We start from the raw sequence: 25,656 nt of genomic DNA, 5'->3' as shown, positions 1-25,656 counted from the left end.
CGGGAGTAGACATTGGCTCGCCGTGAGGCTACGGTTCTCGTCGTACCCAGGAAGTCGAAGAGGGCACGGCAGACACGAACTGCCATGCCGGCAGGTCAGGCAGGACGCGGCCCCACGGGGGCCGTGAGCAGTACCCGCGGTATCCAGCAGTACAAACGAGTAACCGAAGGTAAGGAGCAGAACGCCATCAGGATCGCCCGGGCGAGGAGCAGTCCGCCCGGGTACCGCAGGCCCCGGATGGGAAGGTGGTCCCCGGTCACGCATCCGCGATCCCCGCAGCCCCGCCCTCCCAGGCGGAACCTGCGGACACAGAAGGCCGGCACAGTGTGCCGGCAGAGATGGTGTTGAAAGCTCGGGGCCCGGGTGCCGGTACGGCGCCCGGGCCCCCCGACGCGTCCCCGAAAGAAGAGGTCTATGCCCCCTGCCACATCCCGTGCCGTCGACAACCTCGACGACGACGACTACCCCGCCTACACGATGGGCCGGGCCGCCGAGATGCTCGGCACCACCCCCGCCTTCCTCCGTGCCCTCGGCGAACACCGCCTGATCGTCCCCCTGCGCTCCCAAGGCGGCCACCGCCGCTACTCCCGCTACCAACTGCGCATCGCCGCCCGAGCCCGCCAACTCGTCGACGAGGGCACCCCCGTCGAAGCGGCGTGCCGCATCGTCATCCTCGAAGACCAGCTCGAAGAAGCGCAGCGCACCAACGAAGAACTACGCGCACAGAGCCGCGAGTCGCGGCCGAGGACCTCAGCCTGACCCGAGGGGCGCCGAGCGTCGGCGGCGCACTGAGGGCCCCGTCTTTCGCATCACAGGTCGGCAGCACGCTTTCAGCGCAAGCGGCCCTTTGACGCGTCTCTCGGCCCCTGAGCCGGACCACCGATGTTCACCAACGCCGTGTCAGGCGGCCCAGGGAGGGCCGGATGTGGCTGAGGTTGACTTGCCTTCCGTGGCTCCCGAGGAGTGGCCGTCCGGCTCTGCGGGGCGCTCTGGCTGCTGCTTGAGATTGCGGTTCGGCCGCTGACTGCGGAGATGACAGCGGGGTCCGCCTCGGGCCGATGGCGGGCTGTTCGGCGTAAGGAGGGGCCAGTGAGCGCGCGACGGGCCGGGCGGGCGGTCCGCCTCACTCTGCTCCGCGCCGCCGGCATGGGTCACCGCGGCCGCGCCCACCGTCGGCCCACGCCGCGCCTCCGATGTGGGCACACGGCCGCGATCACCGCCTGGCGTGGGCACACGGCCGCCTCCCGGCCGCCTGGCACCTGGCACCCGGCACCCGGCACCCGGCACCCGGGGAACGCCCAGGCGCCCGCCCCGGGGATCCCGGGGCGGGCGCCTGGGCCGGTCGGGTCAGCCCTTGGCCAGGGTGATGTCCTTGCGCTGTTCCGCGTGGAAGGCGGGCAGCGGCAGGCCTCCCTGCGGGCGCAGCTCCATGAGCGTGGCGTCGACATGGGCGGGGCCCGCGTCGAGCACCCGGTTCCTGGGCTTGCCGGTGTTCTCCCAGCGGTGCTCCTTGCCGTCGCACACGGCACGGCTGCCGCCGATGCCGTACCGGATCCAGGGGTCGGTCTGCGCGATCGAGGAGCTGACGAAGACCGGGCCGGTGCTGTCGGCGCAGCGGTAGGTGCCGGTGAGGGTGATCGTGCCGTCGGGGGCGATGCGGCCCTTGGGGTCGACGGTGATCGACTCGTTCGAGTCGGCTGCCGCCGCCGTCGAGGGGGTGGCGGCGAACAGGGCCAGCGCGGCGGTGACGGCCGCGCCGAGCGCGGGGCGGATGGACACGGAAGGACCTCCTGAGGTGGGGCTTCCACTGGTACCGGGCACGCGGCTCCGGGGGCGTGACCGTCACTCCTTCGGTGGCGAGTCCGCCCGGCCGTACGGGAGGCGTCAGGGTGTTGTCCCCGTCTTGTCACGCTTCTCGGCGGTCCGTTCCCCCACGTTCACGGCGAAAGGATGGTGTGAGCTGTACGGATGGTCCTACGACCGTTGAGGTGCGCCATGTGTTCCCACCAGCCTGCGTGCTCCCGCCCCGACGCCCGCGCCCCGCACGTCGTCGCCGCCCACCCCGAACAGGGGTGGACCCTGCTGTGCAGCGGGGCGATCGTCTTCGACGACACCGGTGCGCTGCTGCCCGACGGCCGGGTGGTCGCGCCCTGGCGTCAGGGCAGCACCGCGAACCCGTCGAGTTCCACCATCGCCGCCTCGTCCCACAGCCTGACGACCTCGACGACGGCCATCGCCGGATAGTGCCGTCCGGCCAGGCTCCGCCAGATCCGGCCGAGCTCCGGGGCGTGTGCGCGGTAGGCGGCGACGTCCGTGGCGTAGACGGTGACGCGGGCGAGAGCGGCCGGGGTGCCGCCGGCCGCGCGCAAGGCGGTCAGCAGGTTGCCGAGCGCCCGCTCGAACTGTTCGGGCAGCGTGTCGCCGACCACCTTGCCGTCGGTGTCGAGCGCGGTCTGGCCGGCCAGGAAGACCAGCCGGGAGCCGGTGGCGACGACGGCGTGCGAGAAGCCGGTGGCCGGGGAGAGCCCGGGCGGGTCGATGCGCTCGGTGGTCACGGTCGGGCCTCCACGGTGGCGTACAACTCCTTGGCGATGATGCCGCGCTGCACCTCGCTGGCCCCTTCGTAGACGCGCGGGGCACGCACCTCGCGGTAGAGGTGTTCGAGCAGATGGCCGCGGTGCAGCGCCCGCGCGCCGTGCAGCTGGACCGCCGCGTCGACGACGTACTGCGCGGTCTCGGTCGCGAGCAGCTTCGCCATCGCGGCCCGCCGCGGTACACCGTCCGCCCCTGCGTCGTGGGCCGTCGCCGCCGCGTACACCATCAGGCGGGCCGCCTCCGTGCGTACGGCCATCTCGGCGACCTGGTGGGCGACGGTCTGAAGGTCCTTCAGCTTGCCGCCGAAGGCGTCACGCCCGGCGGTGTGCGCGAGGCTCGCGTCCAGGGCGGCCTGGGCCATCCCGACGGCGAAGGCGCCGACGCTGGGCCGGAACAGGTTCAGTGTGCCCATGGCGACGCGGAAGCCCCGGTCGGTCTCGCCGAGCACGTCGTCGGCGGTGACGGGCACGGCGTCGAAGTGGAGGGCGCCGATCGGATGCGGGGAGAGCATGTCGAGCCCCGTGCCCGTGAGGCCGGGCCGGTCGGCCGGCACCAGGAAGGCGGTGACGCCACGTGCGCCCGCGTCCGGGGTCGTCCGCGCGAAGACGGTGTAGAAGTCGGCCTCGGGGGCGTTGGAGATCCAGCACTTCTCGCCGGTGAGCCGCCAGCGGCGGGTGCCGTCGGCCTCGGCGGCCGGCGCGGCCCCGGCGCCGCCGGCCGGGTCGGCCCGCAGGGCGAGCGCCGCCGCGTCGGAGCCCGCGCCCGGCTCGCTGAGGGCGAAGGCCGCGACCACGCTGCCGTCGCGCACCCCCGGCAGCCAGCGGTCGCGCTGCGCCGGTGTGCCGTGGGCGTGGACGGGGTGGGCGCCCAGGCCCTGGAGGGCGAGGGCGGTCTCGGCCTCGGTGCAGGCGTAGGCGAGGGACTCGCGCATCAGGCAGAGGTCGAGCGCACCGGAGGTGAACAGCCGGTCCGTCAGGCCGAGTCGGCCCAGTTCGGTGACGAGGGGGCGGTTGACGTGGCCCGGTTCGCCCTTCTCGGCGAGCGGGCGGAGCCGTTCGGCGGCGAGGGCGCGCAGCTCGGCGCACCATGCCACCTGGTCCGGGTCGAGTGAGAATGCGGGCACTGCCGGTCCTCCCTCCGGAGCGGTCTCACCCGACGGTATCGCGCCCCGTTGACTGCCGTCACCAACACGATACGCTCCTCGTGCGAGCCCACCACGACGCCCACCAGGCAAGGGGGCGAACCGCCATGGACGACCGTCCGACCCGCTCCGGCCACGTCGACACCTTCGCGCGCGACCATCTCCCGCCGCGCGAGCAGTGGCCCGAACTCCGCTTCGACCTGCCGGAGCTGCACTACCCCGAACGGCTGAACTGCGCCGCCGACCTCCTGGACGGCCCGCCCGACGACCGCCCCGCGTTCCACACCCCGCAGGGCCCCTCCTGGACCTACGGCGACCTGCGCGCCCGCGTCGACCGGCTCGCGCACGTGCTCACCACCGGCCTCGGGATCGTCCCCGGCAACCGTGTCCTGCTGCGCGGCCCGACCACACCGTGGCTGGCGGCCTGCTGGCTGGCGGTGCTGAAGGCGGGCGCGGTCGCCGTGACCGTACTGGCCCAGCAGCGCCCGCACGAGCTGAGCACGATCTGCGAGATCGCCCGCGTCCGGCACGCGCTGTGCGACGTCCGGGCCGTCGACGACCTCGCCAAGGCGGAGATACCGGGCCTGCGGATCACGACGTACGGCGGTGACGCGCCCGACGACCTCCTCAACCTCCCCGCGCCCGCCACCCCGTACCCGGCCGTGGACACCGCCGCGGACGACGTGGCGCTGATCGCGTTCACCTCCGGCACCACCGGACGGCCCAAGGGGTGCATGCACTTCCACCGGGACGTGCTGGCGATCGCGGACACCTTCTCGAAGCATGTGCTGCGCCCCCGCAGCGACGACGTCTTCGCGGGCAGCCCACCCCTCGGCTTCACCTTCGGCCTCGGCGGTCTGGTCGTCTTCCCGCTGCGGGCGGGCGCCGGCGCGCTGCTGCTGGAACAGGCGGGCCCGAAGCAGTTGCTGCCCGCGATCACCCGGCACCGGGTGTCGGTGCTGTTCACCGCGCCGACCGCGTACCGGGCGATGCTCGGCGAGCTCGACGGCCACGATCTGACCTCGCTGCGCCGCTGTGTCTCGGCCGGCGAGAACCTGCCCGCGGCCACCTGGCGGGCCTGGCACGAGCGCACCGGACTGCGCGTCATCAACGGCATCGGCGCCACCGAGCTGCTGCACATCTTCATCTCGGCGGCCGACGAGCACATCAGACCCGGGTTGACCGGTGTGCCCGTGCCCGGCTGGCACGCGCGCGTGGTCGACGCCGAGGGGCGCGAACTGCCCGACGGCGAGCCCGGGCTGCTGGCGGTGCGCGGCCCGGTCGGCTGCCGCTACCTCGCCGACCCGCGCCAGCGCGACTATGTGCGCGGCGGCTGGAACATCACCGGCGACACCTATGTCCGCGAGCCCGGCGGCTACTTCCGGTATGTCGCCCGCGCCGACGACATGATCATCTCGGCCGGGTACAACATCGCCGGGCCCGAGGTCGAGGACGCGCTGCTGCGGCATCCCGACGTGGTGGAGGCGGCGGTCGTCGGCCGGCCCGACGAGGCACGCGGCATGACTGTCGTGGCGTACGCCGTCCTCAAGGAGGGCGCCGAACGGGACGCCGAAGCGCTGCGGGCCTTCGTCAAGTCCGAACTGGCGCCCTACAAATGCCCCCGGGAGATCGTCTTCCTGGACGCCCTCCCGCGCACGGCGACCGGGAAGCTCCAGCGGTTCCGCCTGCGCACCACGGGCGACCGGCAGTGATGCGCACGGCCTAAGATGATCAACGTGTCCGACCAGCACGCTCCCCGGTCCCTCATCGTCACGCTCTACGGCGCGTACGGCCGCTTCATGCCCGGCCCGGTACCCGTCGCCGAGCTGATCCGGCTGATGGCCGCGGTCGGCGTGGACGCGCCCTCGGTGCGCTCGTCGGTGTCCCGCCTCAAACGCCGCGGCCTGCTGGTCCCGGCCCGCACCGAGCAGGGCGCCGCCGGATACGAACTCTCGCCCGGCGCCCGGCAGTTGCTGGACGACGGCGACCGGCGCATCTACGCCACCGCGCCGCCCGAGGACGAGGGCTGGGTGCTCGCGGTGTTCTCCGTGCCCGAGTCGGAGCGGCAGAAGCGGCACGTGCTGCGCTCCCGGCTGGCCGGGCTCAGCTTCGGCACCGCCGCGCCCGGTGTGTGGATCGCCCCGGCCCGGCTCCACGAGGAGACCCGGCACACCCTGCGACGGCTGCGGCTCGATCCGTACGTCGATCTCTTCCGGGGCCGCCACCTCGGCTTCACGCCGACCGTCGAGGCGGTCGCCCGCTGGTGGGACCTGGCGGCGATCGCCAAGGAGCACGAGGCCTTCCTCGAGGGGCACGCGGGCGTACTGCGTGCCTGGGAGCGGCGCGCGGACACCCCGCCCGAGGAGGCCTACCGGGACTACCTGCTCGCGCTGGACACCTGGCGCCATCTGCCCTACACCGATCCCGGACTGCCGGCCGCGCTGCTGCCCGCGAACTGGCCGGGCGCGCGGTCGGCGGAGGTGTTCCGGGGGCTGCACGAGCGGCTGCGGGACGCGGGGGCGCTCTTCGCGGGCCTCTGACCCGGCGGGGAGCAATCGTCCACGTCGACCCGGCCGGCGGGAGCACCGCACGGCCGGGTCGCTGAGACTCAACCACCCAGCGTCAACCGGGGTTTGGGGGCGTCGGTGCGTCCGGTGCGCGGTGGCCGGCTGCCCGCGCGGTACGGGGCCGGCCAGGCGACGCCCGGACCGTCGTACCCCTGCTCGGCGGCCGCGTGCAGCGTCCAGTGCGGGTCGTACAGGTGCGGGCGTGCCAGCGCGCACAGGTCCGTACGGCCCGCCAGGATCAGGGAGTTGACGTCGTCCCAGGAGGAGATGGCGCCGACCGCGATCACCGGGACGCCCGCCTCGTGCCGGATCCGGTCGGCGTACGGCGTCTGGTACGACCGCCCGAACTCCGGCCGCTCCTCGGCCACCACCTGCCCGGTCGACACGTCGATCGCGTCGGCGCCGTGCGCGGCGAAGGCGCGGGCGATCGCGACGGCCTCCTCGGGCGTGGTGCCGCCCTCGGCCCAGTCGGTGGCGGAGATCCGCACGGTCATCGGCTTCTCCTCCGGCCACACGGCCCGTACGGCGTCGAACACCTCCAGCGGGAAGCGGAGCCGCTGGGCGAGCGAGCCACCGTAGGCGTCGGTGCGGCGGTTGGTGAGCGGGGAGAGGAACCCGGAGAGCAGATAGCCGTGCGCGCAGTGCAGTTCGAGCAGGTCGAAACCGGCCCGCGCGGCCCGCCAGGCGGCGGCGGTGAACTGCTCCCTTATGTCGGTGAGCTGGGCGCGGGACAGCTCACGCGGGGTCTGGCTGCCGGGCTTGTACGGCAGCGGGGAGGCAGCCACGAGCGGCCAGTTGCCGTCGGGCAGTGGCTCGTCCATGCCCTCCCACATCAGCCGGGTCGAACCCTTGCGCCCGCTGTGGCCGAGTTGCACGCCGATCCCGGTGCCGGGTGCCTGGCTGTGCACGAAGTCGGTGATCCGCCGCCATGCCTCGGCCTGCTTGCCGGTGTACAGGCCGGCGCAGCCGGGGGTGATCCGGCCCTCGGGGCTCACGCACACCATCTCGGTCATCAGCAGTCCGGCACCGCCGAGCGCGCGGGCGCCGAGGTGGACGAGGTGGAAGTCGCCGGGGACCCCGTCGACCGCCGAGTACATGTCCATCGGGGAGACCACCACCCGGTTGCGCAGGGTCAGTCCGCGCAGCCGGAAGGGGGTGAACATCGGGGGCGTGCCGGGCGGGCAGCCGAACTCGCGCTCCACGGCCTCGGTGAAGTGCGCGTCACGCAGCCGTAGGTTGTCGTGGGTGACGCGGCGGCTGCGGGTGAGCAGGTTGAAGGCGAACTGGCGGGGCCGCTGGTCCAGGTGGAACGCGAGGTTCTCGAACCACTCCAGGCTGGCCCGGGCGGCACGCTGGGTGGAGGCCACGACGGGCCTGCGCTCCTCCTCGTAGGCGGCCAGGGCCTCGTCGAGGGTGGGCCGTTCCTCCAGGCAGGCAGCGAGGGCCAGGGCGTCCTCGACGGCGAGCTTGGTGCCGGAGCCGATGGAGAAGTGGGCGGTGTGCGCGGCGTCGCCGAGCAGGACGACGTTGCCGTGGGACCAGCGGTCGTTGACGACCGTGCGGAAGGTGGTCCAGGTGGAGTTGTTGGACTTCAGCGGGCGGCCGCCGAGCGCGTCCGCGAAGATCTTGGCGCAGCGCTCGATCGACTCCGGCTCGCCGAGTTCGTCGAAGCCCGCCGCCTGCCAGACCTCCTCGCGCATCTCGACGATCACGGTCGAGGCGCGGGGTGCGTAGGGGTAGCCGTGCAACTGCATCACGCCGTGCTCGGTCTCGGCGATCTCGAAGCGGAACGCCTCGAAGGCGAAGTCGGCGGCGAGCCAGATGTACCGGCAGCGGTGCGGGGTGATGTCCGGCCGGAACACGTCGGCGTACGCCTCCCGGGTGGCGCTGTGCACCCCGTCGGCGGCGACGACGAGGTCGTACGCGGCCGAGAGCGTGGCCGGGGGCGGCGCCTGGGCACGGAAGCGGAGTTCGACGCCGAGCCCGCGGCAGCGGTCGTGCAGGATCTCCAGCAGGCGTCTGCGGCCGAGGGCGGCGAAGCCGTGCCCGCCGGAGGTGTGCCGTTCCCCGCGGTGGACGATGTCGATGTCGTCCCAGCGGACGAAGTGCTGTCGCAGGGCCTCGTAGACCACGGGGTCGGCGTGTTCGATGCCGCCGAGTGTCTCGTCGGAGAGGACGACTCCGAAGCCGAAGGTGTCGTCGGGGGCGTTGCGCTCCCAGAGGGTGATCCGGCGTTCCGGGTCGAGGCGTTTCAGCAGGGCTGCCGCGTAGAGGCCGCCGGGGCCTCCCCCGGTGATCGCGATACGCAGTGGGCGGCTGGTGGGCATCCCTACCGCCCCTGCCACTTCGGGGGCCTCTTTTCCCTGAACGCCTTGTGGAACTCGGCGTAGTCCTCGCCGTTCATGAGCAGGGCCTGCGTCGAGGCGTCCAGTTCGACCGAGGCAGCCAGCGGCATGTCCAGTTCGGCCGTCAGCAGGGCCTTGGTCTGGGCGTACGCGAGCGCCGGGCCGTCGGCCAGGCGGCGGGCCAGGCGGTGGGCGGCCTCGTCGGCCCGGCCCTCGTCGGTGAGCTCGCTGATCAGTCCGATCCGCTCGGCCTCGGGCGCCCGGACCGGCTCGCCCAGCATCAGCAGGCGCGTCGCGTGGCCGAGCCCGACGACCCGGGGCAGCAGGTAGGCGGCGCCCATGTCACCGCCGGACAGGCCGACCCGGGTGAACAGGAACACGAATCGGGAGGTGGGGTCCGCGACGCGGAAGTCCGCCGCCAGCGCGAGCACCGCCCCGGCGCCCGCCGCCACGCCGTGCACCGCCGCGATCACCGGGAACGGGCACTCCCGGACCGCCCGCACCACCTGCCCGGTCATCCGGTTGAAGTCCAGGAGCTGGGCGGTGTCCATGGAGAGCGTGGCGCCGATGATCTCGTCGACGTCCCCGCCCGAGCAGAAGCCGCGCCCCTCGCCGGCCAGGACCAGCGCGCGCACGGACCGTTCCCGGGACAGCTCGGCGAGCAGGTCCCGCAGGTCGGCGTAGGCGCCGAAGGTGAGGGCGTTGAGCTTGTCGGGGCGGGCCAGGGTGACCGTCGCCACACCGTCGGCGCGGTCCACGCGCAGATGGCGCCAGGGCGAGGTGGGGGCGGCGGAGCCGGTGAAGGGACTCATGGGGTGCGGCCTCCTAGGGCGGGCACTGCCTCACTGACCTCTACCCCATGAAGTTATCACCCATCCGTGACTGTCGTCATGAGTACGCGATAGGAGGAGCGCGCGGAAGTTGACCTGGTCACAGCGGTCCCGGCGGGTCACGGACGTCACCGGACATCAATAACGCGGTAACAGCGGGAGCATCCGTGCGAACCCGTCCGTTCACGGGGGTAAGCCTCACTCACCAGGTCCGAGGACCCGGGCGGTGCCCGTCGTGAGACTCTGCCGAGGGGCGCCGTACCATCTCTAAGGTTGAAAGCAGGACAGCCTGAAGATCTCGGCATTCAGGACATGCCTGCACCATGAACGGACTGGCCTTGCTCGAACGTCACTCAGCCCCCGCCTCCTGGCGCATCGCGCTGCCGCATTCCGCGGCAGCCGTGCCGGTGGCCCGCGCGCTGGTCCGTACGGCGCTCGCGGAGCTTCAGCACGGCGCCGACAGCGACACCGCCGAACTGCTCACCGCCGAACTGGTCGCCAACGCCGTGGAGCACACCGTGGGCGACGCCCCGATAGAGCTGGTCGTGGAGCTGCTGCCGACCGGCTGCAAGGTCGAGGTCCACGACCCCGACCCCGCGCCGCCCGGCAATCTCACGCGGCCCGCCGACCGCGAGCCCGACCCGTGGCAGGAACACGGGCGGGGCCTGCTGCTGATCCGCACGCTGAGCGCGTCCTGCGGTCACCGCCCCACCGAGTCCGGCAAGGCGGTGTGGTTCAGACTCCCTGTCGTACCGCGTCAGCGCCAGCCTCGGTGCCGGCCGCGTCCGGCGTCGTGACCTGGGCCATCCGGGAGTTGCGGCGCCCGTAGCCGAGGTACACCAGGAGCCCCACGGCGAGGAACACCGCGAACTGCACCCAGGTCGTCCAGCCCGTCTCGTACATCAGGTACAGGCAGAAGCCGACGCCCAGCAGCGGCACCACGGGGTACAGCGGCACCCGGAAGGTGCGGGGCAGATCCGGCTCGCGGCGGCGCAGGGCGATCACCGCGACGTTGACGGCGGCCATGACGGCGAGCGTGCCGATGGTGCACAGGTTGACCACCGAGTCCAGTGACGAGAAGGCCGCCGGAACCGCGAAGACGATCGCGATGATCAGGGTGCCGGCCACCGGCGTGGCCGTGCGGGGCGAGACCTTCTCGAAGACGCGCGGGACGAGTCCGTCCCGGGACATCGACATCAGGATGCGGCTCTGGCCGTACATCACCGCGAGCACCACCGAGGCGATCGCGACGACCGCACCGAAGGCGATGATCCCGCCGCCGATCCCGGAGCCGGTGACCCGGTCGACGACGTAGGACAGCGCGGCGGGCCGGCCGCCGACCGCGTCGCCGCCGACGGCGCCGATCGCGGCGAGCGCGACCGCGCAGTACAGCAGGGTGACCAGGCCGATGCAGACGAGGATCGCCACCGGGATGTCCCGGCGCGGGTTCTTCGCCTCCTCACCGGCGGTGGTGATCGCGTCGAAGCCGATGTACGAGAAGAAGGCGGCGGTCGTGCCCGCGCCGATGCCGGCCAGCCCCGCCGGGGCGAACGGCATCAGATTGCCGTCCTGGAACGCGCTGAAGCCGATCGCGCAGAAGGCGACGAGGATGGCCAGCTTGAGCACGGCCATCGCGGCCGTCGCCCGGGCGCTCTCCCGCACGCCGCGCACCAGCAGCACCGCGGCCATGGCGATGACCAGGACGGCCGGCAGATTCACCACGCCGCCGTCGCCGGGGCTCGCGGAGAGCGCGGCGGGCAGCTGGAGGCCGACGAGGCTGTCCAGGAGTTCGTTGACGTACTGGCTCCAGCCGACGGCGACGGCGGAGACCGAGACGCCGTACTCCAGCAGCAGGCTCCAGCCGACCAGGAAGGCGGTGGTCTCGCCGAGCCCGGCGTAGGCGAAGGAGTACGAGGAGCCGGAGACCGGGATCGCGCCGCCCAGCTCGGCGAAGGCGAACGCGGTGAACACGCAGGTGATCGCGGCCAGCACGAAGGAGACGACGACGGCGGGACCGGCCTGGGCGACCGAGTCGGACAGGCCGACGAAGATGCCGGTGCCGACGATCGCGCCGACACCGAAGCAGATGAGCTGGAACAGGCCCATCGTGCGCTTGAGGCCGTGGCCCTCGCGGTCGGCGCCGGATTCGGCCACCAGGAGGGCGGGGGACTTGATGCGGGGCATGCGGGTGGTGCTCGTTTCTGGGGGGACGGGGTGCGCCCGGATGGGGCGCAGGGCGGCCGCGGAAAGGGTGGCTCCGGGCCGCCGGTCAGCATAAGGCCTGATCAGGCAAGGTCAGGACACGTGCCGCTCAGGCCAGGGTGGCGACCAGCACCGCCTTGATGGTGTGCAGCCGGTTCTCGGCCTGGTCGAAGACGACCGAGTGGGCGGACTCGAAGACCTCGTCGGTGACCTCCAGGGAGTCCAGCCCGTGCCTCTCGTGGATCTCGCGGCCGACCTCGGTCCCCAGGTCGTGGAAGGCGGGCAGACAGTGCAGGAACTTCACGTCCGGCTCGCCGGTGGCGCGCAGCACGTCCATGGTCACGGCGTACGGGGCGAGCGCGGTGATGCGCTCGTCCCACACCTCCTTGGGCTCGCCCATGGAGACCCAGACGTCGGTGGCGACGAAGTGGGCGCCGCGGACGCCCTCGCCCACGTCCTCGGTGAGGGTGATCCGCGCGCCGCTGGTGCCGGCGAGCGCGCGGGCGCGATCCACGACCTCCTGGGCGGGCCAGTAGGACCTGGGTGCGACGATCCGTACGTCCATGCCGAGCAGGGCGCCGGTGACCAGGTAGGAGTTGCCCATGTTGAAGCGGGCGTCGCCGAGGTAGGCGAAAGCGGTCTCCGTCAGCGGACCGGGGCCGTGCTCGGACATGGTGAGGACGTCGGCGAGCATCTGGGTGGGGTGCCAGTCGTCGGTGAGGCCGTTGAAGACGGGTACACCGGCGAAGGCGGCCAGCTCCTCCACCTTCGCCTGGCTGTCCCCCCGGTACTCGATCCCGTCGAACATCCGGCCGAGCACGCGCGCGGTGTCCTTGACCGACTCCTTGTGGCCCATCTGCGAACCTGAGGGGTCGAGGTACGTCGTCGAGGCGCCCTGGTCCGCCGCGGCCACCTCGAACGCGCAGCGGGTGCGCGTCGAGGTCTTCTCGAAGATCAGCGCGATGTTGCGGCCCCGCAGATACCGGGTCTCGGTCCCCGCCTTCTTCGCGGCCTTCAGCTCGGCGGCCAGCTCGATCAGGCCGAGGAACTCCTGCTCGGTGAAGTCGAGCTCCTTGAGGAAGTGGCGGCCCGCGAGAGCGGTCGGGACTGTCGCCATGGGGGCGCTCCAGAAATACAGGGACAGGAACAGGGCGCTGAAAGTCTATACGAAGTTCAGAATTTCTATACAGCGTCCCGCTGGACGGGACAGCTCATGCAGCGCGGGCCCCCTCGTCCCCGCCCCAGCTCACTGCCCGGGATCTCGATCACCTCGATGCCCTGTTTGCGCAGATGCGTGTTGGTGGTGGAGTTCCGCTCGTAAGCGACGACCACACCCGGTTCGACGGCGAGCACGTTGCAGCCGTCGTCCCACTGCTCACGCTCGGCCGCGTGCACGTCCTGGGTGGCGGTGAGGACCCGGATCTCGCTCAGCCCGAGCGCGGCGGCGATCGCGCGGTGCATGTGCTCCGGCGGGTGGTCGGTGACCTTCAGCTCCTTCTCGCCCACCCCCGGCTCGATGGTGTACGAGCGGAGCATGCCGAGCCCGGCGTACTGGGTGAACACATCGCCGTCGACCATGGTCATCACGGTGTCGAGGTGCATCAGGGCACGCCGCTTGGGCATGTCGAGGGCCACGATCGTCTCGGCGGAGCCCGCGGCGAACAGCTTGTGCGCCAGCATCTCGACGGCCTGCGGGGTGGTCCGTTCGCTCATCCCGATGAGCACGGCGCCGTTGCCGATCACGAGTACGTCCCCGCCCTCGATGGTCGACGGGTAGTCGGCCTGCCCCTCGGACCAGAGGTGGAACCTTTCGTCACGGAACAGCGGGTGGTGCCGGTAGATCGCCTCGAAGTGCACGGTCTCACGCTGCCGGGCCGGCCAGCGCATGGCGTTGATGGAGACGCCGTCGTAGATCCAGGCGGAGGTGTCGCGGGTGAAGAGATGGTTCGGCAGCGGCTGGAGCAGGAACTCGTCGAGGTCCATGACGTGGAAGCGCACCGAGGTCGGCTCCGCGTGCGCGTCCAGGAACTCCCTCTTGGTCATCCCGCCGACCAGCGCCTCGGCCAGCTCCCGGGTGGGCAGGGCCTCGAAGGCCGCCCGCAGATGGTCGGTGGCCAGCGGGCCGTACTCCTTCTCGTCGAAGACCCGGTCCAGGACGAGCGCGCGGGCCGCCGGGATCTCCAGGGCCTCGACGAGCAGCTCGCCGAACAGGTGGACGGTGACACCGCGGTCGCGCAGCACGTCGGCGAACCCGTCGTGCTCGGCACGCGCGCGGCGCACCCAGAGGACGTCGTCGAAGAGGAGGGCGTCCTTGTTGCTGGGGGTGAGCCTTTTGAGCTCCAGATCCGGCCGGTGCAGGATGACGCGGCGCAGCCGCCCGGCCTCGGAGTCGACATGGAATCCCATGCCTCCATCCTGACCATTCGCGCGCCTGTTCACCCCCTCTTTCGGCAGGCCGCCCCACGGCAGCGGGCCGGACCGCGTTCGGGACACGGTCCGGCCCACCGGCCACGGGCGGCTACAGCCGCGGGTCCACCGGCTCCGACTCCAGCGCCAGCACCCCGAACACCGCCTCGTGCACCCGCCACAGCGGCTCGCCCTCGGCCAGCCGGTCCAGGGCCTCCAGGCCGAGCGCGTACTCGCGCAGCGCCAGCGACCGCTTGTGGTTCAGGAACCGCGAGCGCAGGCGGGCCAGATTGTCCGGACGGGTGTACTCGGGGCCGTAGATGATCCGCAGGTACTCACGGCCCCGGCACTTGATGCCGGGCTGCACCATGCGCCCCCGCTCGTCGCGCACCACCGCGCCGACAGGCTTGACCACCATGCCCTCGCCGCCCCGGCCGGTCATCTCCAGCCACCAGTCGACGCCGGCCCGGACCGACTCGGGGTCACCGGTGTCGACGTACAGCCGCCGCGTGGTCTGCAGAAGGCCGGTGCCGTCGTGCTCGACGAGGCGGTCGAGCAGGGCGAGTTGCTCGTCGTGCGGCAGGGCGGCGAGGCTGCGGCCCTGCACGGCCAGGATCTGGAAGGGGGCGAGGCGTACGCCGTCCAGGCCTTCCGTGGGCCAGCAGTAGCGCCGGTACGCCTCGGTGAACGCCGCCGCGTCCGCGGCCCGTTCCCGCTGGCGGTCCAGCAGACCGCCGACGTCGACGCCACGGGCCGCGGCGCCCTCCAGGGCGGCCACCGCACCCGGGAACACCGCCCCGGAGGCGGCGCCGACCGCCGCGTACTGACTGCGCAGCAGCCCGGACGTCTTCAGCGACCACGGCATCAGCTCCGCGTCGAGCAGCAGCCACTGCGTGTCCAGTTCCGCGAACAGGCCCGCCGACTCGGCCGCCGACCTCAGCCGTCCGAGGATCTCCTCGGTGACCGGCCCCTCGTCGAAGAACGGGCGGCCGGTCCGGGTGTAGAGCGCGCCCGTGGGCCCGTCCACGCCGAACCGCTTCCGCGCCGCCTCCGCGTCCCGGCACACCAGCGCCACCGCCCGCGACCCCATGTGCTTCTCCTCGCACACGACCCGCGCGACCCCGTCCTCCCGGTACTGCCCGAAGGCCTCCACCGGGTGCTCCAGATAGCCCTCGACACGGGAGGTGGCCGTCGGGGCCATCGTCGGCGGGAGATACGGCAGCAACCGCGGGTCGACCGCGAAGCGGCTCATGACCTCGAGGGCCGCCGCCGCGTTCTCCTCCCGCACGGAGATCCGCCCGGCGTACCGGGTCTCCACGACCCGCCGGCCGTGCACGTCCGCCAGGTCCAGCGGACGCCCGTCCTGCCCGCCCGGCGCCTCGCTCCGCAGCGGTTTGACCGGCTCGTACCAGACGCGCTCCGCCGGTACGTCGACCAGTTCCCGCTCCGGCCAGCGCAGCGCGGTGAGCTTGCCGCCGAAGACGGCACCGGTGTCCAGGCAGATCGTGTTGTTCAGCCAGGTGGCCTCCGGAACCGGGGTGTGGCCGTACACCACGGCCGCCCGGCCCCGGTAGTCCTCCGCCCACGGGTAACGCACCGGCAGTCCGAACTCGTCGGTCTCGCCGGTGGTGTCGCCGTACAGGGCGTGACTGCGGACCCGGCCGGAGGTACGGCCGTGGTACTTCTCCGGCAGCCCCGCGTGGCAGACCACCAGCCTGCCGCCGTCAAGGACGTAGTGGCTGACCAGCCCGTCGATGAACTCCCGGACCTCCCGCTTGAACTCCTCGCTCTCGCCCTCCATCTGCGCCACGGTCTCGGCGAGCCCGTGCGTCTGCTGGACCTTGCGGCCGCGCAGGTGGCGCCCGTACTTGTTCTCGTGGTTGCCGGGCACGCAGAGCGCGTTGCCGGACTTCACCATCGACATCACGCGGCGCAGCACACCCGGGCTGTCCGGGCCGCGGTCGACGAGGTCGCCGACGAAGACCGCGGTACGGCCCTCGGGGTGCACCCCGTCGGCGTAACCCAACTTGCCCAGCAGCGACTCCAGTTCGGCCGCGCAGCCGTGGATGTCGCCGATGATGTCGAACGGGCCGGTGAGGTGGGTGAGGTCGTTGAAGCGCTTCTCGGTGACAACGGTGGCGTTCTCGGCCTCCGCCACTCCGCGCAGGACATGCACCTTGCGGAAGCCCTCGCGCTCCAGGTGGCGCAGGGAGCGGCGGAGTTCGCGGATGTGCCGCTGGATCACCCGGCGCGGCATGTCGGCGCGGTCGGTGCGGGCCGCGTTGCGTTCGGCGCACACCTCCTCGGGCACGTCGAGCACGATGGCGATGGGCAGCACGTCGTACTGCCGGGCCAGCTCGATCAACTGCCGCCGGGCGTCCGGCTGCACGCTGGTCGCGTCGACGACCGTGCGGCGGCCGGCGGCGAGACGCTTGCCCGCGATGTAGTGCAGGACGTCGAAGGCGTCCCGGGTGGCGCTCTGGTCGTTCTCGTCGTCGGAGACCAGGCCACGGCAGAAGTCGGAGGAGATGACCTCGGTGGGTGCGAAGTGCCGGCGGGCGAAGGTGGACTTGCCGGAGCCGGAGGCACCGACGAGGACCACGAGGGAGAGGTCGGTGACGGGCAGGGTACGCCCGGGGGTGTCGACGGTCATGCGGCCTTCTCCTCCTTCGCGGTGCCGGTCATCGTGAACACGGCCATCTGGGTGGGTGGCCCCACCTCGGGGTCCTCCGGTCCGACCGGCCGGAATCCGACCTCGTAGCCGTGCCGTTCGGCGACGGACCCGGCCCACCGGCGGAACTCGGCGCGCGTCCACTCGAAGCGGTGGTCGCCGTGCCGGACGTGTCCGGCGGGGAGGGTCTCCCAGCGGACGTTGTACTCGACGTTCGGGGTGGTCACGAGGACCGTGCGGGGGCGGGCGGCACCGAACACGGCGTACTCCAGGGCGGGCAGCCGGGGCAGGTCGAGGTGCTCGATCACCTCGCTGAGCACGGCGGCGTCATAGCCTCCCAGCCGCTTGTCCGTGTAGGCGAGCGAGCCCTGGAACAGCTTCACGCGTGCCGCCTGCCGCTCCCCCATGCGGTCGAGCTTCAGCCGTCGGGAGGCGATGGTGAGCGCGCGCATCGACACGTCGACGCCGACGATCTCCGTGAAGCGGACGTCCTTGAGCAGCGTCTGCACCAACTGGCCCTGCCCGCAGCCGAGGTCGAGGACCCGGGCGGCACCCGACTCGTGGAGCGCGGCCACGATCGCCTCCCGCCGCTGCACGGCGAGCGGCGCCGGCTTCCCGGCCTCCTCCGTCTCCGCCTCGACCGCGTTGTCGATCTCCTCGATCTCGCTGTCGTCGGTCTCGGCCAGCCGCACCAGTTCGAGGCGCTCCATGGCCTGGCGGGTGAGCGACCAGCGGCGCGAGAGGTACCGGCTGGTGATCAGCTTCTGCTCCGGGTGGCTGGACAGCCAGCCCTCACCGGCCCGCAGCAGCTTGTCCACCTCGTCCGAGGAGACCCAGTAGTGCTTGGCGTCGTCCAGGACCGGGAGCAGGACGTACAGGTGGCGCAGGGCGGCGGCGAGGGTCAGCGCCTCGGACTCCAGCACCAGACGCACGTACCGCGAGTCGCCCCACTGCGGGAACTCGGCGTCCAGCGGGACCGGTTCGGCCGTCACCGTCCACCCGAGCGGCTCGAAGAGCGCGCGCACGAGGGCGGGTCCGCCGCGGGCCGGCAGCGCGGGTATCCCGACCCGCAGCGGCAGCGGCGCGGCGGCGCGTTCGGGGCGGGCGTCGCACACCCCGCGCATCGCGCTGGAGAAGACGGCGCTGAGCGCCACGGCGAGCAGGGAGGAGGCCGCGTACGGGCGGTCGTTGACGTACTGCGCGAGGGCCGCGTCGGGTGCGCCGCCCCGGCCCTTGCCCTTGCCGCGCCGGACCAGTGCCACCGCGTCCACCTCCAGCAGCAGCGCCGCCGTGCAGCGCTCGGCGTCCGCCTCGGGGTAGAGGACGTGTGCCGTGCCGTAGGAGGTGGAGAACGCCTGCGCCTTGCCGGGATGCTTGTGCAGCAGGAACCCGAGGTCGGTGGCGGGGCGTTCAGGGGTGCCGGTGGTACTGATCGTCAGGAACACGGTGGTTGCCTCGAAAGGGTCTGAAGTGCGGGTATGTGTGCCCGCGGGTCCCTGCCAACGTATCGGCAACGGTGCCGGGTCACCTGGGATTTTTCCGCTCGGCCGGGGTGCGGCTGTGACAGTGCTGTGACCGGAGGAGTGGCCTCCGTCACAGATCTGCGGGGCCGGTGCTGATCGACTCGGCGGATGCGCCCCCTCCATCTCCCTGTCTGCGCCCTGCTGTTGCTCACCGCGTGCGGCACCCAGCAGGCCGGTGCGCCGGGCCCCGCCTCGGCCTCCCCCTGTCCCGCCGACCCGACGTGGACGGAGCGGGACGGAGTCAGGATCACCGGCCGGACCGGCGCCGCGTGCGACCGCGTCGCGTTCGAGGTCACCCACGAAGGCACCGAGGCCTTCACGTACACCGTCTCCTTCACGTTCGCCTCGGAGACCGGCGCGGCACTGTCCACCGTGGACGAGTCGGTGGCGTCGGTCGAGCCGGGGCGGCCGGTACGGCGCACCGTCGCCATGGCCGACGGGGAACGCGTGTCGGTCTCCAAGGTCCGCAGCGTGCCCGCCGACGAGGCCCCCTCCGAGACAGGTCCCTGCCCGGACTCGGGGGTGCGGGTCTACGCCGATCGGGGCGATGCCGCCATGGGACTGCGCGTCGTGGGACTGCACCTGGAGAACTGCGGCACCCAGCCGTACCTGCTCGACGGCTACCCGGAGCTGCAGATCCTCGACGAGGAGCACCGGCCCGTGGACGGGGTCCGGATCCTTGAGGGCGGGGACGCCATCGCCACCGGCACGGGAGCCGACGCCCCGCCGCGGGCGCTGGCCCTGGCTCCCGGCGAGCGTGCCTGGGCAGGTCTGGTCTGGCGCAACACCACGCAGTTCGGCGAGGCCGTCGACGCCCCCTACGTGCGCACCTGGGTGAAGCCCGGCGCCGCGCCCGTGACGGTGGTCCCGGAGCTGGATCTGGGGACGACGGGGCAGCTCGGGGTGGGCGCCTGGCAGCGGGACGAGCAGGGGCGGCAGCCGGACAGGCCGGTGGGCTGATGGGCGACGCGTTCCTGCTCCTGCTCCTGATCATCGTCGGCGCGGTCACCGCGTTCGGCCTGTGCGGCTACGGTTTCGGCACCCTGTCCGCGCACGGCGTCCGGCGGGCGGACACCGCCGCGCGGCTCCGCTCGCTCGCCGCCCTCGCCGGAGCGGCGGCCGCCGCGCTGTACACGTGGGGGGCGCTGCATGTGTTCGGCGGCCTGCTGGAGGCCGAGGACGGTGGTACGGGGTCCGCACCGATCCGCCCCTGTCTCGCGGCCGGAGGACCGCAGAAGGCCGCCGTGACGCTGCGCGCCGACGTGCGGGTGGTCCCGATCCGGCTGGTCTGCCACACCAAGACGGGTGAGAGCTACCCGGCCGGCGTTCCGGGCTACGTCAACCCCGCCGTCGCGTTCCTCGCTCTGTCCTCCGCCTTCCTCGCCGTCGGCGCGGGCTACGCGACCGAGCTGAGGACACGCAAACAAGGGCGGACCGGGTGACGCACGCGGCGGCGGGGCCGGCCGGCTGCGCGCCCTACGGCAGCTGCGTCTGGACCTGGGCGGAGATCAGCTCCAGGTGGTCCAGGTCGCCGAGGTCCAGCACCTGGAGGTAGATGCGCCGGGAGCCGATGGCGGCGTAGCGGCCGATCTTGTCGACGACCTCTGCCGGGGAACCCGCCAGGCCGTTGAGCTTCAGCTCCTCCACCTCGCGGCCGATCGCGGCGGCGCGGCGGGCGACCTCCTGGTCGTTGCTGCCGACACAGACGACGAGGGCGTTGGAGTAGACGAGGTCGTCGCCCTTGCGGCCGGCCTCCTCGGCGGCGGCGCGGACCCGGCCGAACTGGCGCTCGCTGTCCTCGACGGAGGCGAACGGCATGTTGAACTCGTCGGCGAACTTCGCGGCCAGCTTGGGCGTGCGCGTCGCGCCGTGGCCGCCGACGAGGACGGGGATCTTCGGCTGCACGGGCTTGGGCAGCGCGGGCGAGTCCTTGAGGTCGTAGTAGGTGCCGTGGAAGTCGAACGTGCGGCCGGGCTCCGTGGCCCACAGCCCGGTGACGATCTCCAGCTGCTCCTCCAGGCGGCCGAACTTCTCCTTCGGGAAGGGGATGCCGTACGCCTTGTGCTCGTCCTCGAACCAGCCTGCTCCCAGGCCGAGTTCGACCCGGCCGCCGGACATCTGGTCGACCTGCGCGACCTGGATGGCGAGCACGCCGGGCAGCCGGAAGGTGCCGGCGGTCATCAGCGTGCCGAGCCGGATGCGCTTGGTCTCACGGGCCAGTCCGGCGAGGGTGATCCAGGCGTCGGTGGGACCGGGCAGGCCGTCTCCGGAGCCCATCTTCAGGTAGTGGTCGGAACGGAAGAAGGCGTCGAAGCCCAGGTCCTCGGTGGCCTTCGCGACGGTGAGCAGGGTGTCGTAGGTCGCCCCCTGCTGGGGCTCGGTGAAAATTCGAAGATCCATGTCTCCATCCTGCCTGTTCGCACGGGCGGACGGGCACCGCGTCGGTCCGTGTGCCCGTCGCGCACGGCGTGGCCGTTTCCCCGCCGAGGGTGAAATACGTCAACGCCGTGCGCGGGTGCGCGCCCGTGCCGGTGACCCGCCCCGGTGGTGATCGTTGGCTCGGGCGGAGCCGGCCCGCCCGGCGCCCGCACCGGCCGGTCGACGCCGGGCGACACCGCATCGGCCCTCCCGGGGGGCCCAGGGCCGAGGAGGCCGTCATGTCCGAGGAGACCGTGCCGCAGCAGGGCGGGGGCGAGGCCCGGCCGAAGGGGCTGCTGCAGCAGATGGAGGAGCTGATGGCGGCGCTGAACGCGGACCTGTCGGCCCTGGACGCGGACCTGCAGGCAGCGGGCCCGCAGAGATCGGCCCACCCGGCGGTGGAGGAGCGGGGGGTTGAGCCGCCTGAGGGAGCGGGGGTGGTTTGAGAGTGGTCTGAGGGGGCGGGGTGGTTTGAGGGGGCGGGGTGGTCTGAGGGGTTGGGACGTCGGCCGGGCGTGTCGGGATCGGGTCTTCCCCCTGCCAGGCCGGTGAATCGGCGCCGTGTCGTGGCCTCCGGCCGCAGGACGCGGGAAGCGCCGCGTCGGAGGAGCCGCCGCCGTCGCTGAACGCTAGCCGGCCTCCCGTGCCGGTACGGCCTGTTCGCGGGCGGTCAGTTTGCGGAGCATCTCCCGGACGCGGTCTCTCGACTCGTCCGCCGCGTCGATGGCTTCCATGCACTGCCAGTACGTCCCCTCGTCCGGGGCGGCGCAGGTGATGCCGACCAGCGCGATGCCCACCTCGCCGAGCAGGCCGCCCAGGTGGAGCAGGGCCTGGCGGGCGTCGCCCAGTTCGGTGAGCTGGGCCGCGCGCAGCTCACCGAGGGCCAGCTCCGGGGTGTCCAGCACGCCGCAGCCGCGGCCCGCCAGCTCGGTCAACCCCAGCGCCTCACCGCGTAGTTCGGGCGGTCCGGAGACCGCGAGGCGGCTGCCGATCGCCTGGGCGAGCGCCTGCGCCTGCCACACCTCCGTCATGATCTCGGAAACCTCACCGCCTCCTGCCAGGGCCCGCCTGCTCGTCAGGATGAGTCGCACCGCGTCCATGCGCTGCCCCCGTCTGTCCCGACGCGCTCTCTCCGCACGTCTGACCCAACTCCCTTGTTCACTACCCAGCGTGAGGTCGCCTGAGACGAAAAGCCAGTGGAAGACCGAAATCTGTGGACAACAATTCGGATTCAGTTCGGATTTCACTTACACAGAGTGAAAGCGGAGTGCTTCCCTCACCGGTCGGCCGGGGGCCTCACGGTCCCTCCGGCGCCGGGAACCTCTCCTCGTTGCGGTCGATCTTCGCGGCGAGCGCGGCCAGCGGATCGATGCCGAGCACCTCGCACAACTGGAGCAGATACGCCAGCACGTCGGCGACCTCGTCCCTGACACGGTGCGCGGTGCCCGGCTCGGCCATGACCCCGGCCGACTCCTCGGGCGTCAACCACTGGAAGATCTCGACGAGTTCGGAGGCCTCGACACTCAGCGCGGCGACCAGGTTCTTGGGCGTGTGGTACGGCTGCCAGTTGCGCGCGGCGGCGAACGCGGCGAGCCGGCGCTGAAGGGTGGCGAGATCCGGCGCTTCGGGATGTTCGGGCTGTGCTGTCACGGCTCCAGGTGTACCACCGTGATCCCGTCCTCCCCCGCCGCCCACGAGGCGTCGCTCACCGCGCCGACCCAGCGGATGTGGCCGCGCTCCCCCATCCGGGCCGCCAGCCGCAGCAGTTCGGTGCGCTGCGGCACGTCCAGCGCGCGGTCGAAGCCGTCGGCGAGCACGGTCAGCGTCTGCAGCGCGGCCGGCACCTCGCCTGCCGGGTCGACCTCCAGGACGGCGGGACCGGTGAGCAGCACCAGGGCGAGCGCGAGGTACCGCAGCTCCCCGTCCCCCAGCCGCCCGAACCCGGTCCGGTGCCCGTCGCCGCGGTCGAGGCTCCCCCGGATCGTGCCGTCGGCCGTCGCCTCGGCGAGTACGTCCGTGACCGTCCCGGCACAGCCGGCCCGTACCGCCGCGACGAACAGCCCGTGCCGCCGCGCGCACTCCTCGCGGGTGCGCCACAGCACGCCGGCGAGGTTGTCGCAGCCGGCGAGCAGGCGTCCCGAGCCGGCTGGCGCCGGGGCGCGCATGCGCCCGGGCAGCGGATCGCAGGCGAAGACCGAACGCAGGGCCACCACCATCTGTTCGGCGGCGGCGAGCACCTGCCGCTGCCCGTCGGTCTTGCCCGCCACCCGTAACGGCAGCAGCGCGGTGCCGAGCCGGTCGTCGGGGAGCGGGGCCCGCGTCACCGGCACCGATCCCCCGTTGTGCCATGCGGCCTGCACGGCACGCCGTCCCGGATCGCGCAGCGCGGTCTCCAGCAGCACGCGGCGTCCGGAGGTCAACCGCTCACCGACGACGCGCAGTTCCGGCTCGGCCTGCACGGCGAGGTCGAGCCGTACCGGGCCCTCGGGGCCGTCCGCCGTACAGCCGATCCGGAAGCCGCGCCGCCGCTGGGCGTCCGGCCGCGCCCGCTCCGGCACACAGGCGGCCGGGTCCCAGAACACCTCGTCGAGCTGAGCTCCGCCGCCGAGCCTGGCCAGCGCCTCGTACGCCCGCAGCGCGGTCGTCTTGCCGGAGCCGCTCGGCCCGGCGAGCAGCGTGCACGGCCCGAGCGGGAACACGGCGCCGCGGTGCCCTGCGAAGGCGGACAGCCGCAACTCCGTGACGCACGGCCGTTCCGGACATCCCGGGGCCGGCGGGTGGGGGGTCGTGCGGAGCGTGGCGGTGGTGGGGGGTGCGGTCATGTCCGGACCGTAGGAGACCGCGGGAGGGCCGAACCGTTCCGCCCGCCGGACCTTCCTACGATCGAGCGACGGCACCCTCTGCCGCCGCGCTCCCCCGCGCGCCCCCGCGTCCCCCGGGCGCCTTCACACTCCCGGGACCCCCGCCCCCTCCATCAGTCCCTGGACCTCGGTCCCGGGCGGGGTCAGCAGGAACACGTTGCGGTCGACGCGGTGCATGCCGCTGGACAGGCCGAAGACGACGCCGGTGCTGAAGTCCAGGACCCGCTTGGCGACCTCCGTCTCCGCTCCGGTGAGGTCGAGCAGGACCGGGACGCCGGCCATCAGGGTCTCGGCGACCTCACGCGCGTCCCCGAAGACGTTGACGCGCAGCACGACGAAACGACGGCGGGCCTCGGTCGGCGCCTCCGGCCGCGCACGGTGGTCCACCGCGGACGGCCAGGCGTCGCGGCCCCGCAACGGCACGACCTGGGCGAGCCCTTCCCACTGTTCATCGGTGACATCGTGGCTGTTCACCGGCTCCCCCCGATCTGCGTCGCCTTCATCGCCTGCACCAGCCAATTCTTACGCCATGTCACCCGTTCGGCCGAACAGCGACACGGTCGGCGACGACGAAGCAGCGGGCGATCGTGTGCGGCGGGCCGTTGCCGGTGGCCCCGGCCAGGGTGCGGAGCAACGACCGTCCGCTCCCTTCGGGAGGTTCTCATGGCTTCGCGACTCAACCCCTATCTCGTCTTCGAAGGCGACGCCCGCCAGGCGATGGAGTTCTACAAGGAGGTCTTCGGCGGCACCCTGGAGCTCAGCACCTACGCCGAGATCGGCGGCGCGTCGGGCGCCCCCGACGCCGACAAGATCATGCACGGCATGCTGGAGTCGCCGAGCGGGTTCACCCTGATGGGCGCGGGCACCCCGCCCGGCGAGGACTACAGCCGCGGCAACGCGTACTCGATCAGCCTCAGCGGCGAGGACGAGGCCGAGCTGCGCGGCTACTGGGAGAAGTTGTCGGCCGGCGGCACCGTGACCGTGCCGCTGGAGAAGCAGATGTGGGGCGACGTCTTCGGCATGTGCCGGGACCGGTTCCAGGTGGCCTGGATGGTCAACATCAGCGGGCAGCAGGGCTGAGCGGTCCGGCGCCGGTGCGGGCGCGGGGTCAGGGCTCCCGCTCCGCGCCCGGGGCCGCTGTCCGCAGGCGGAACAGCGCGCCCCCGCCGGGCGCGTGCTCGGCCGTGAGGTCGGCGTCGTGCGCGCGGGCGATCTGCCGGGGGCCGTCGCCAGGCCGAGACCGGAGCCGGAGAGGGCGCGCCGCGACAGCCTGGCCGGTACCCCCGCGACCGTGGCGGCGCGCGCCTCGGGGTCGGCCGACAGGAGGGTGACCTCCCGCAGCCGGCGTCCGGGTGTCCACGCCCCGGCCGCCGCGGCCGCTCGACGCGGTCGCGTTCGACGGAGGTTGGGCAATCCACGCGAACAAGACAAAGCGTGCGGATGGAGCAACTCCCCTGCCCCCTTCGCTCCGGCAACGACCATCGGATGGACCGGCACCGGGCTGTATGTCCTCGCCCCCTTCGGGTACAGCGTCTGAGAGGGTGACTTTCACATGCCCGGAGCTTACTGAAAGTGATGTTTTCGTGACCTACCTCGGCGGCCCCGGCGACGATCGGGCGAAGGGTTCGGGCGACGGTCCGCAGGCCGTCGCGCCGGAGATCGCCGACGCCGTGGAAAGTCTGGCGGACCTGTGGTCGCTGGCGGCGCAGGGGGCGGTGCTGCGGTTGTCGCTGCACCAGCTTCGGGCGTTGCGGGCGCTGGAGGTGGCGCCGGGGCTGAATCTGACGGGGCTGGCGGAGCGGTTGGACATAGGACTGCCGACGGCCAGCCGGCTGTGCGACCGGCTGGAGGCCGCGGGGCTGCTGGAGCGGGCCCTGCATCCGCACAAGCGGCGTGAGGTGCGGCTGAGTCTGACGGCGCACGGGCGGCATGTGCTCGGCGATGTGGCCGATCGGCGGGCACAGGCGCTGGGGGTGGCGCTGGCGGGGATGGAGCCGGCCGAGCGGGACGCACTCAGCCGGGGGCTGCGGGCCTTCCTGGGCACCCGGACGGGGCGGGCACCGCTGCCCGGTGACGCGACGTCCGGCAAGTAGGTCC

24 protein-coding genes and 1 pseudogene are annotated in these 25,656 nt (G+C 72.6%); 10 read left to right on the top strand and 15 right to left on the bottom strand.

What is annotated here, in order from left to right; genetic code table 11:
- The first annotated feature begins 414 nt into the window (after positions 1-414).
- Positions 415-759, top strand: a complete 345-nt coding sequence (locus tag ACIHCM_RS10940) for a MerR family transcriptional regulator (RefSeq protein ID WP_399892486.1) — start codon at positions 415-417, stop codon at positions 757-759.
- Positions 760-1,347: 588 nt separating this feature from the next.
- On the opposite strand, the gene ACIHCM_RS10935 is transcribed toward ACIHCM_RS10940, so the two are convergent.
- Positions 1,348-1,779, bottom strand: a complete 432-nt coding sequence (locus tag ACIHCM_RS10935) for a DUF6299 family protein (protein WP_399892483.1) — start codon at positions 1,777-1,779, stop codon at positions 1,348-1,350.
- Between the two features lie 216 nt (positions 1,780-1,995).
- On the opposite strand from ACIHCM_RS10935, the pseudogene ACIHCM_RS10930 reads away from it, so the two are divergent.
- Positions 1,996-2,157, top strand: a pseudogene (locus ACIHCM_RS10930) (DUF5999 family protein); the annotation flags it as partial.
- Here ACIHCM_RS10930 and ACIHCM_RS10925 read toward each other — a convergent pair.
- Positions 2,157-2,555, bottom strand: a complete 399-nt coding sequence (locus tag ACIHCM_RS10925) for a RidA family protein (protein WP_399892480.1) — start codon at positions 2,553-2,555, stop codon at positions 2,157-2,159. The pseudogene ACIHCM_RS10930 and the gene ACIHCM_RS10925 overlap by 1 nt on opposite strands.
- Positions 2,552-3,718, bottom strand: a complete 1,167-nt coding sequence (locus ACIHCM_RS10920) for an acyl-CoA dehydrogenase family protein (RefSeq protein ID WP_399892476.1) — start codon at positions 3,716-3,718, stop codon at positions 2,552-2,554. The genes ACIHCM_RS10925 and ACIHCM_RS10920 overlap by 4 nt, the downstream gene beginning before the upstream one ends.
- Before the next feature lie 125 nt (positions 3,719-3,843).
- Here ACIHCM_RS10920 and ACIHCM_RS10915 point away from each other — a divergent pair, with 125 nt between their 5' ends.
- Both ACIHCM_RS10915 and ACIHCM_RS10910 read left to right on the top strand, forming a co-directional pair.
- Complete coding sequence (locus ACIHCM_RS10915; RefSeq protein WP_399892473.1) at positions 3,844-5,448, top strand: AMP-binding protein; 1,605 nt, start codon at positions 3,844-3,846, stop codon at positions 5,446-5,448.
- 15 nt (positions 5,449-5,463) lie between these two features.
- The gene (locus tag ACIHCM_RS10910; protein ID WP_399892470.1) at positions 5,464-6,276 is read left to right on the top strand and encodes a PaaX family transcriptional regulator C-terminal domain-containing protein; all 813 of its coding nucleotides are present in this window, start codon (positions 5,464-5,466) and stop codon (positions 6,274-6,276) included.
- A gap of 68 nt (positions 6,277-6,344) precedes the next feature.
- On the opposite strand, the gene ACIHCM_RS10905 is transcribed toward ACIHCM_RS10910, so the two are convergent.
- Together ACIHCM_RS10905 and ACIHCM_RS10900 are read right to left on the bottom strand one after the other, a co-directional pair.
- Entirely contained in the window at positions 6,345-8,630 is a 2,286-nt protein-coding gene (locus ACIHCM_RS10905) for a bifunctional salicylyl-CoA 5-hydroxylase/oxidoreductase (RefSeq protein ID WP_399892467.1), read from the bottom strand.
- Positions 8,631-8,632: 2 nt separating this feature from the next.
- Positions 8,633-9,460, bottom strand: coding sequence for an enoyl-CoA hydratase family protein (locus ACIHCM_RS10900; RefSeq protein ID WP_399892464.1), 828 nt, complete (start codon positions 9,458-9,460; stop codon positions 8,633-8,635).
- A gap of 341 nt (positions 9,461-9,801) precedes the next feature.
- On the opposite strand from ACIHCM_RS10900, the gene ACIHCM_RS10895 reads away from it, so the two are divergent.
- Positions 9,802-10,275, top strand: a complete 474-nt coding sequence (locus ACIHCM_RS10895; protein ID WP_399892461.1) for an ATP-binding protein — start codon at positions 9,802-9,804, stop codon at positions 10,273-10,275.
- Here the strand turns inward: ACIHCM_RS10895 and ACIHCM_RS10890 are convergent.
- The 5 genes from ACIHCM_RS10890 to ACIHCM_RS10870 all read right to left on the bottom strand — a co-directional run bounded on the left by ACIHCM_RS10890 (position 10,214) and on the right by ACIHCM_RS10870 (position 18,202).
- Positions 10,214-11,662, bottom strand: a complete 1,449-nt coding sequence (locus ACIHCM_RS10890; RefSeq protein ID WP_399892458.1) for an amino acid permease — start codon at positions 11,660-11,662, stop codon at positions 10,214-10,216. The two genes, ACIHCM_RS10895 and ACIHCM_RS10890, sit on opposite strands and share 62 nt — an antisense overlap.
- A gap of 127 nt (positions 11,663-11,789) precedes the next feature.
- Positions 11,790-12,797 carry an ornithine carbamoyltransferase gene (gene argF / locus ACIHCM_RS10885; protein WP_399892455.1) on the bottom strand — a complete coding sequence of 336 codons (1,008 nt, stop codon included), beginning with the start codon at positions 12,795-12,797 and terminating at the stop codon, positions 11,790-11,792.
- Between the two features lie 65 nt (positions 12,798-12,862).
- A complete protein-coding gene (locus ACIHCM_RS10880) occupies positions 12,863-14,086 on the bottom strand; it encodes an arginine deiminase (RefSeq protein ID WP_399892452.1) in 1,224 nt (407 codons plus the stop codon).
- 112 nt (positions 14,087-14,198) lie between these two features.
- Positions 14,199-16,739 (bottom strand): polynucleotide kinase-phosphatase, encoded by a 2,541-nt coding sequence (locus ACIHCM_RS10875; protein WP_399892449.1) that lies wholly within the window; start codon positions 16,737-16,739, stop codon positions 14,199-14,201.
- The gene (locus ACIHCM_RS10870) at positions 16,736-18,202 is read right to left on the bottom strand and encodes a 3' terminal RNA ribose 2'-O-methyltransferase Hen1 (protein WP_399892446.1); all 1,467 of its coding nucleotides are present in this window, start codon (positions 18,200-18,202) and stop codon (positions 16,736-16,738) included. The genes ACIHCM_RS10875 and ACIHCM_RS10870 overlap by 4 nt, the downstream gene beginning before the upstream one ends.
- Positions 18,203-18,388: 186 nt before the next feature.
- Here ACIHCM_RS10870 and ACIHCM_RS10865 point away from each other — a divergent pair, with 186 nt between their 5' ends.
- Both ACIHCM_RS10865 and ACIHCM_RS10860 read left to right on the top strand, forming a co-directional pair.
- Entirely contained in the window at positions 18,389-19,240 is an 852-nt protein-coding gene (locus tag ACIHCM_RS10865) for a DUF4232 domain-containing protein (RefSeq protein ID WP_399892443.1), read from the top strand.
- Positions 19,240-19,722 (top strand): hypothetical protein, encoded by a 483-nt coding sequence (locus ACIHCM_RS10860; RefSeq protein ID WP_399892440.1) that lies wholly within the window; start codon positions 19,240-19,242, stop codon positions 19,720-19,722. The genes ACIHCM_RS10865 and ACIHCM_RS10860 overlap by 1 nt, the downstream gene beginning before the upstream one ends.
- A gap of 34 nt (positions 19,723-19,756) precedes the next feature.
- Here the strand turns inward: ACIHCM_RS10860 and ACIHCM_RS10855 are convergent, their stop codons facing one another.
- Entirely contained in the window at positions 19,757-20,680 is a 924-nt protein-coding gene (locus tag ACIHCM_RS10855; RefSeq protein WP_399892437.1) for an LLM class F420-dependent oxidoreductase, read from the bottom strand.
- A gap of 257 nt (positions 20,681-20,937) precedes the next feature.
- Here ACIHCM_RS10855 and ACIHCM_RS10850 point away from each other — a divergent pair, with 257 nt between their 5' ends.
- Positions 20,938-21,144, top strand: a complete 207-nt coding sequence (locus tag ACIHCM_RS10850) for a hypothetical protein (protein ID WP_399892434.1) — start codon at positions 20,938-20,940, stop codon at positions 21,142-21,144.
- Between the two features lie 183 nt (positions 21,145-21,327).
- Here ACIHCM_RS10850 and ACIHCM_RS10845 read toward each other — a convergent pair whose 3' ends face one another.
- The 4 genes from ACIHCM_RS10845 to ACIHCM_RS10830 form a co-directional block, all read right to left on the bottom strand.
- Positions 21,328-21,798 carry a DUF6099 family protein gene (locus ACIHCM_RS10845; RefSeq protein ID WP_399892431.1) on the bottom strand — a complete coding sequence of 157 codons (471 nt, stop codon included), beginning with the start codon at positions 21,796-21,798 and terminating at the stop codon, positions 21,328-21,330.
- Between the two features lie 196 nt (positions 21,799-21,994).
- Entirely contained in the window at positions 21,995-22,348 is a 354-nt protein-coding gene (locus ACIHCM_RS10840; RefSeq protein WP_399892428.1) for a nucleotide pyrophosphohydrolase, read from the bottom strand.
- Entirely contained in the window at positions 22,345-23,520 is a 1,176-nt protein-coding gene (locus ACIHCM_RS10835) for an AAA family ATPase (protein WP_399892425.1), read from the bottom strand. Before ACIHCM_RS10835 ends, ACIHCM_RS10840 begins: the two co-directional genes overlap by 4 nt.
- Positions 23,521-23,643: 123 nt before the next feature.
- Positions 23,644-24,033: a cell division protein SepF gene (locus ACIHCM_RS10830; protein WP_399892422.1), complete on the bottom strand. Its 390-nt coding sequence runs from the start codon at positions 24,031-24,033 to the stop codon at positions 23,644-23,646.
- Positions 24,034-24,222: 189 nt separating this feature from the next.
- On the opposite strand from ACIHCM_RS10830, the gene ACIHCM_RS10825 reads away from it, so the two are divergent.
- Together ACIHCM_RS10825 and ACIHCM_RS10820 are read left to right on the top strand one after the other, a co-directional pair.
- The gene (locus tag ACIHCM_RS10825; RefSeq protein ID WP_399892419.1) at positions 24,223-24,639 is read left to right on the top strand and encodes a VOC family protein; all 417 of its coding nucleotides are present in this window, start codon (positions 24,223-24,225) and stop codon (positions 24,637-24,639) included.
- 503 nt (positions 24,640-25,142) lie between these two features.
- Complete coding sequence (locus ACIHCM_RS10820) at positions 25,143-25,652, top strand: MarR family winged helix-turn-helix transcriptional regulator (RefSeq protein WP_399892416.1); 510 nt, start codon at positions 25,143-25,145, stop codon at positions 25,650-25,652.
- The last annotated feature ends 4 nt before the right edge of the window (positions 25,653-25,656 follow it).

Origin of the sequence: Streptomyces sp. NPDC052023, from assembly GCF_044548465.1 — a bacterium.
Classification (GTDB): Bacteria; Actinomycetota; Actinomycetes; order Streptomycetales; family Streptomycetaceae; genus Streptomyces.
The sequence above is the reverse complement of the archived record's forward strand: the minus strand, read 5'-3'. Positions and strand labels throughout refer to the sequence as shown.

What these genes read in the sequence shown, in the direction of transcription:
- ACIHCM_RS10865 (WP_399892443.1), top strand. Translation starts at nt 18,389, where the DNA reads ATGCGCCCCCTCCATCTCCCTGTCTGCGCCCTGCTGTTGCTCACCGCG.
- ACIHCM_RS10895 (WP_399892461.1), top strand. Translation starts at nt 9,802, where the DNA reads ATGAACGGACTGGCCTTGCTCGAACGTCACTCAGCCCCCGCCTCCTGG.
- ACIHCM_RS10880 (WP_399892452.1), bottom strand. Translation starts at nt 14,086, where the DNA reads ATGGGATTCCATGTCGACTCCGAGGCCGGGCGGCTGCGCCGCGTCATC.
- ACIHCM_RS10825 (WP_399892419.1), top strand. Translation starts at nt 24,223, where the DNA reads ATGGCTTCGCGACTCAACCCCTATCTCGTCTTCGAAGGCGACGCCCGC.
- ACIHCM_RS10835 (WP_399892425.1), bottom strand. Translation starts at nt 23,520, where the DNA reads ATGACCGCACCCCCCACCACCGCCACGCTCCGCACGACCCCCCACCCG.
- ACIHCM_RS10915 (WP_399892473.1), top strand. Translation starts at nt 3,844, where the DNA reads ATGGACGACCGTCCGACCCGCTCCGGCCACGTCGACACCTTCGCGCGC.
- argF (WP_399892455.1), bottom strand. Translation starts at nt 12,797, where the DNA reads ATGGCGACAGTCCCGACCGCTCTCGCGGGCCGCCACTTCCTCAAGGAG.
- ACIHCM_RS10900 (WP_399892464.1), bottom strand. Translation starts at nt 9,460, where the DNA reads ATGAGTCCCTTCACCGGCTCCGCCGCCCCCACCTCGCCCTGGCGCCAT.
- ACIHCM_RS10940 (WP_399892486.1), top strand. Translation starts at nt 415, where the DNA reads ATGCCCCCTGCCACATCCCGTGCCGTCGACAACCTCGACGACGACGAC.
- ACIHCM_RS10860 (WP_399892440.1), top strand. Translation starts at nt 19,240, where the DNA reads ATGGGCGACGCGTTCCTGCTCCTGCTCCTGATCATCGTCGGCGCGGTC.
- ACIHCM_RS10855 (WP_399892437.1), bottom strand. Translation starts at nt 20,680, where the DNA reads ATGGATCTTCGAATTTTCACCGAGCCCCAGCAGGGGGCGACCTACGAC.
- ACIHCM_RS10905 (WP_399892467.1), bottom strand. Translation starts at nt 8,630, where the DNA reads ATGCCCACCAGCCGCCCACTGCGTATCGCGATCACCGGGGGAGGCCCC.
- ACIHCM_RS10845 (WP_399892431.1), bottom strand. Translation starts at nt 21,798, where the DNA reads ATGGACGCGGTGCGACTCATCCTGACGAGCAGGCGGGCCCTGGCAGGA.
- ACIHCM_RS10910 (WP_399892470.1), top strand. Translation starts at nt 5,464, where the DNA reads ATGATCAACGTGTCCGACCAGCACGCTCCCCGGTCCCTCATCGTCACG.
- ACIHCM_RS10890 (WP_399892458.1), bottom strand. Translation starts at nt 11,662, where the DNA reads ATGCCCCGCATCAAGTCCCCCGCCCTCCTGGTGGCCGAATCCGGCGCC.
- ACIHCM_RS10875 (WP_399892449.1), bottom strand. Translation starts at nt 16,739, where the DNA reads ATGACCGTCGACACCCCCGGGCGTACCCTGCCCGTCACCGACCTCTCC.
- ACIHCM_RS10850 (WP_399892434.1), top strand. Translation starts at nt 20,938, where the DNA reads ATGTCCGAGGAGACCGTGCCGCAGCAGGGCGGGGGCGAGGCCCGGCCG.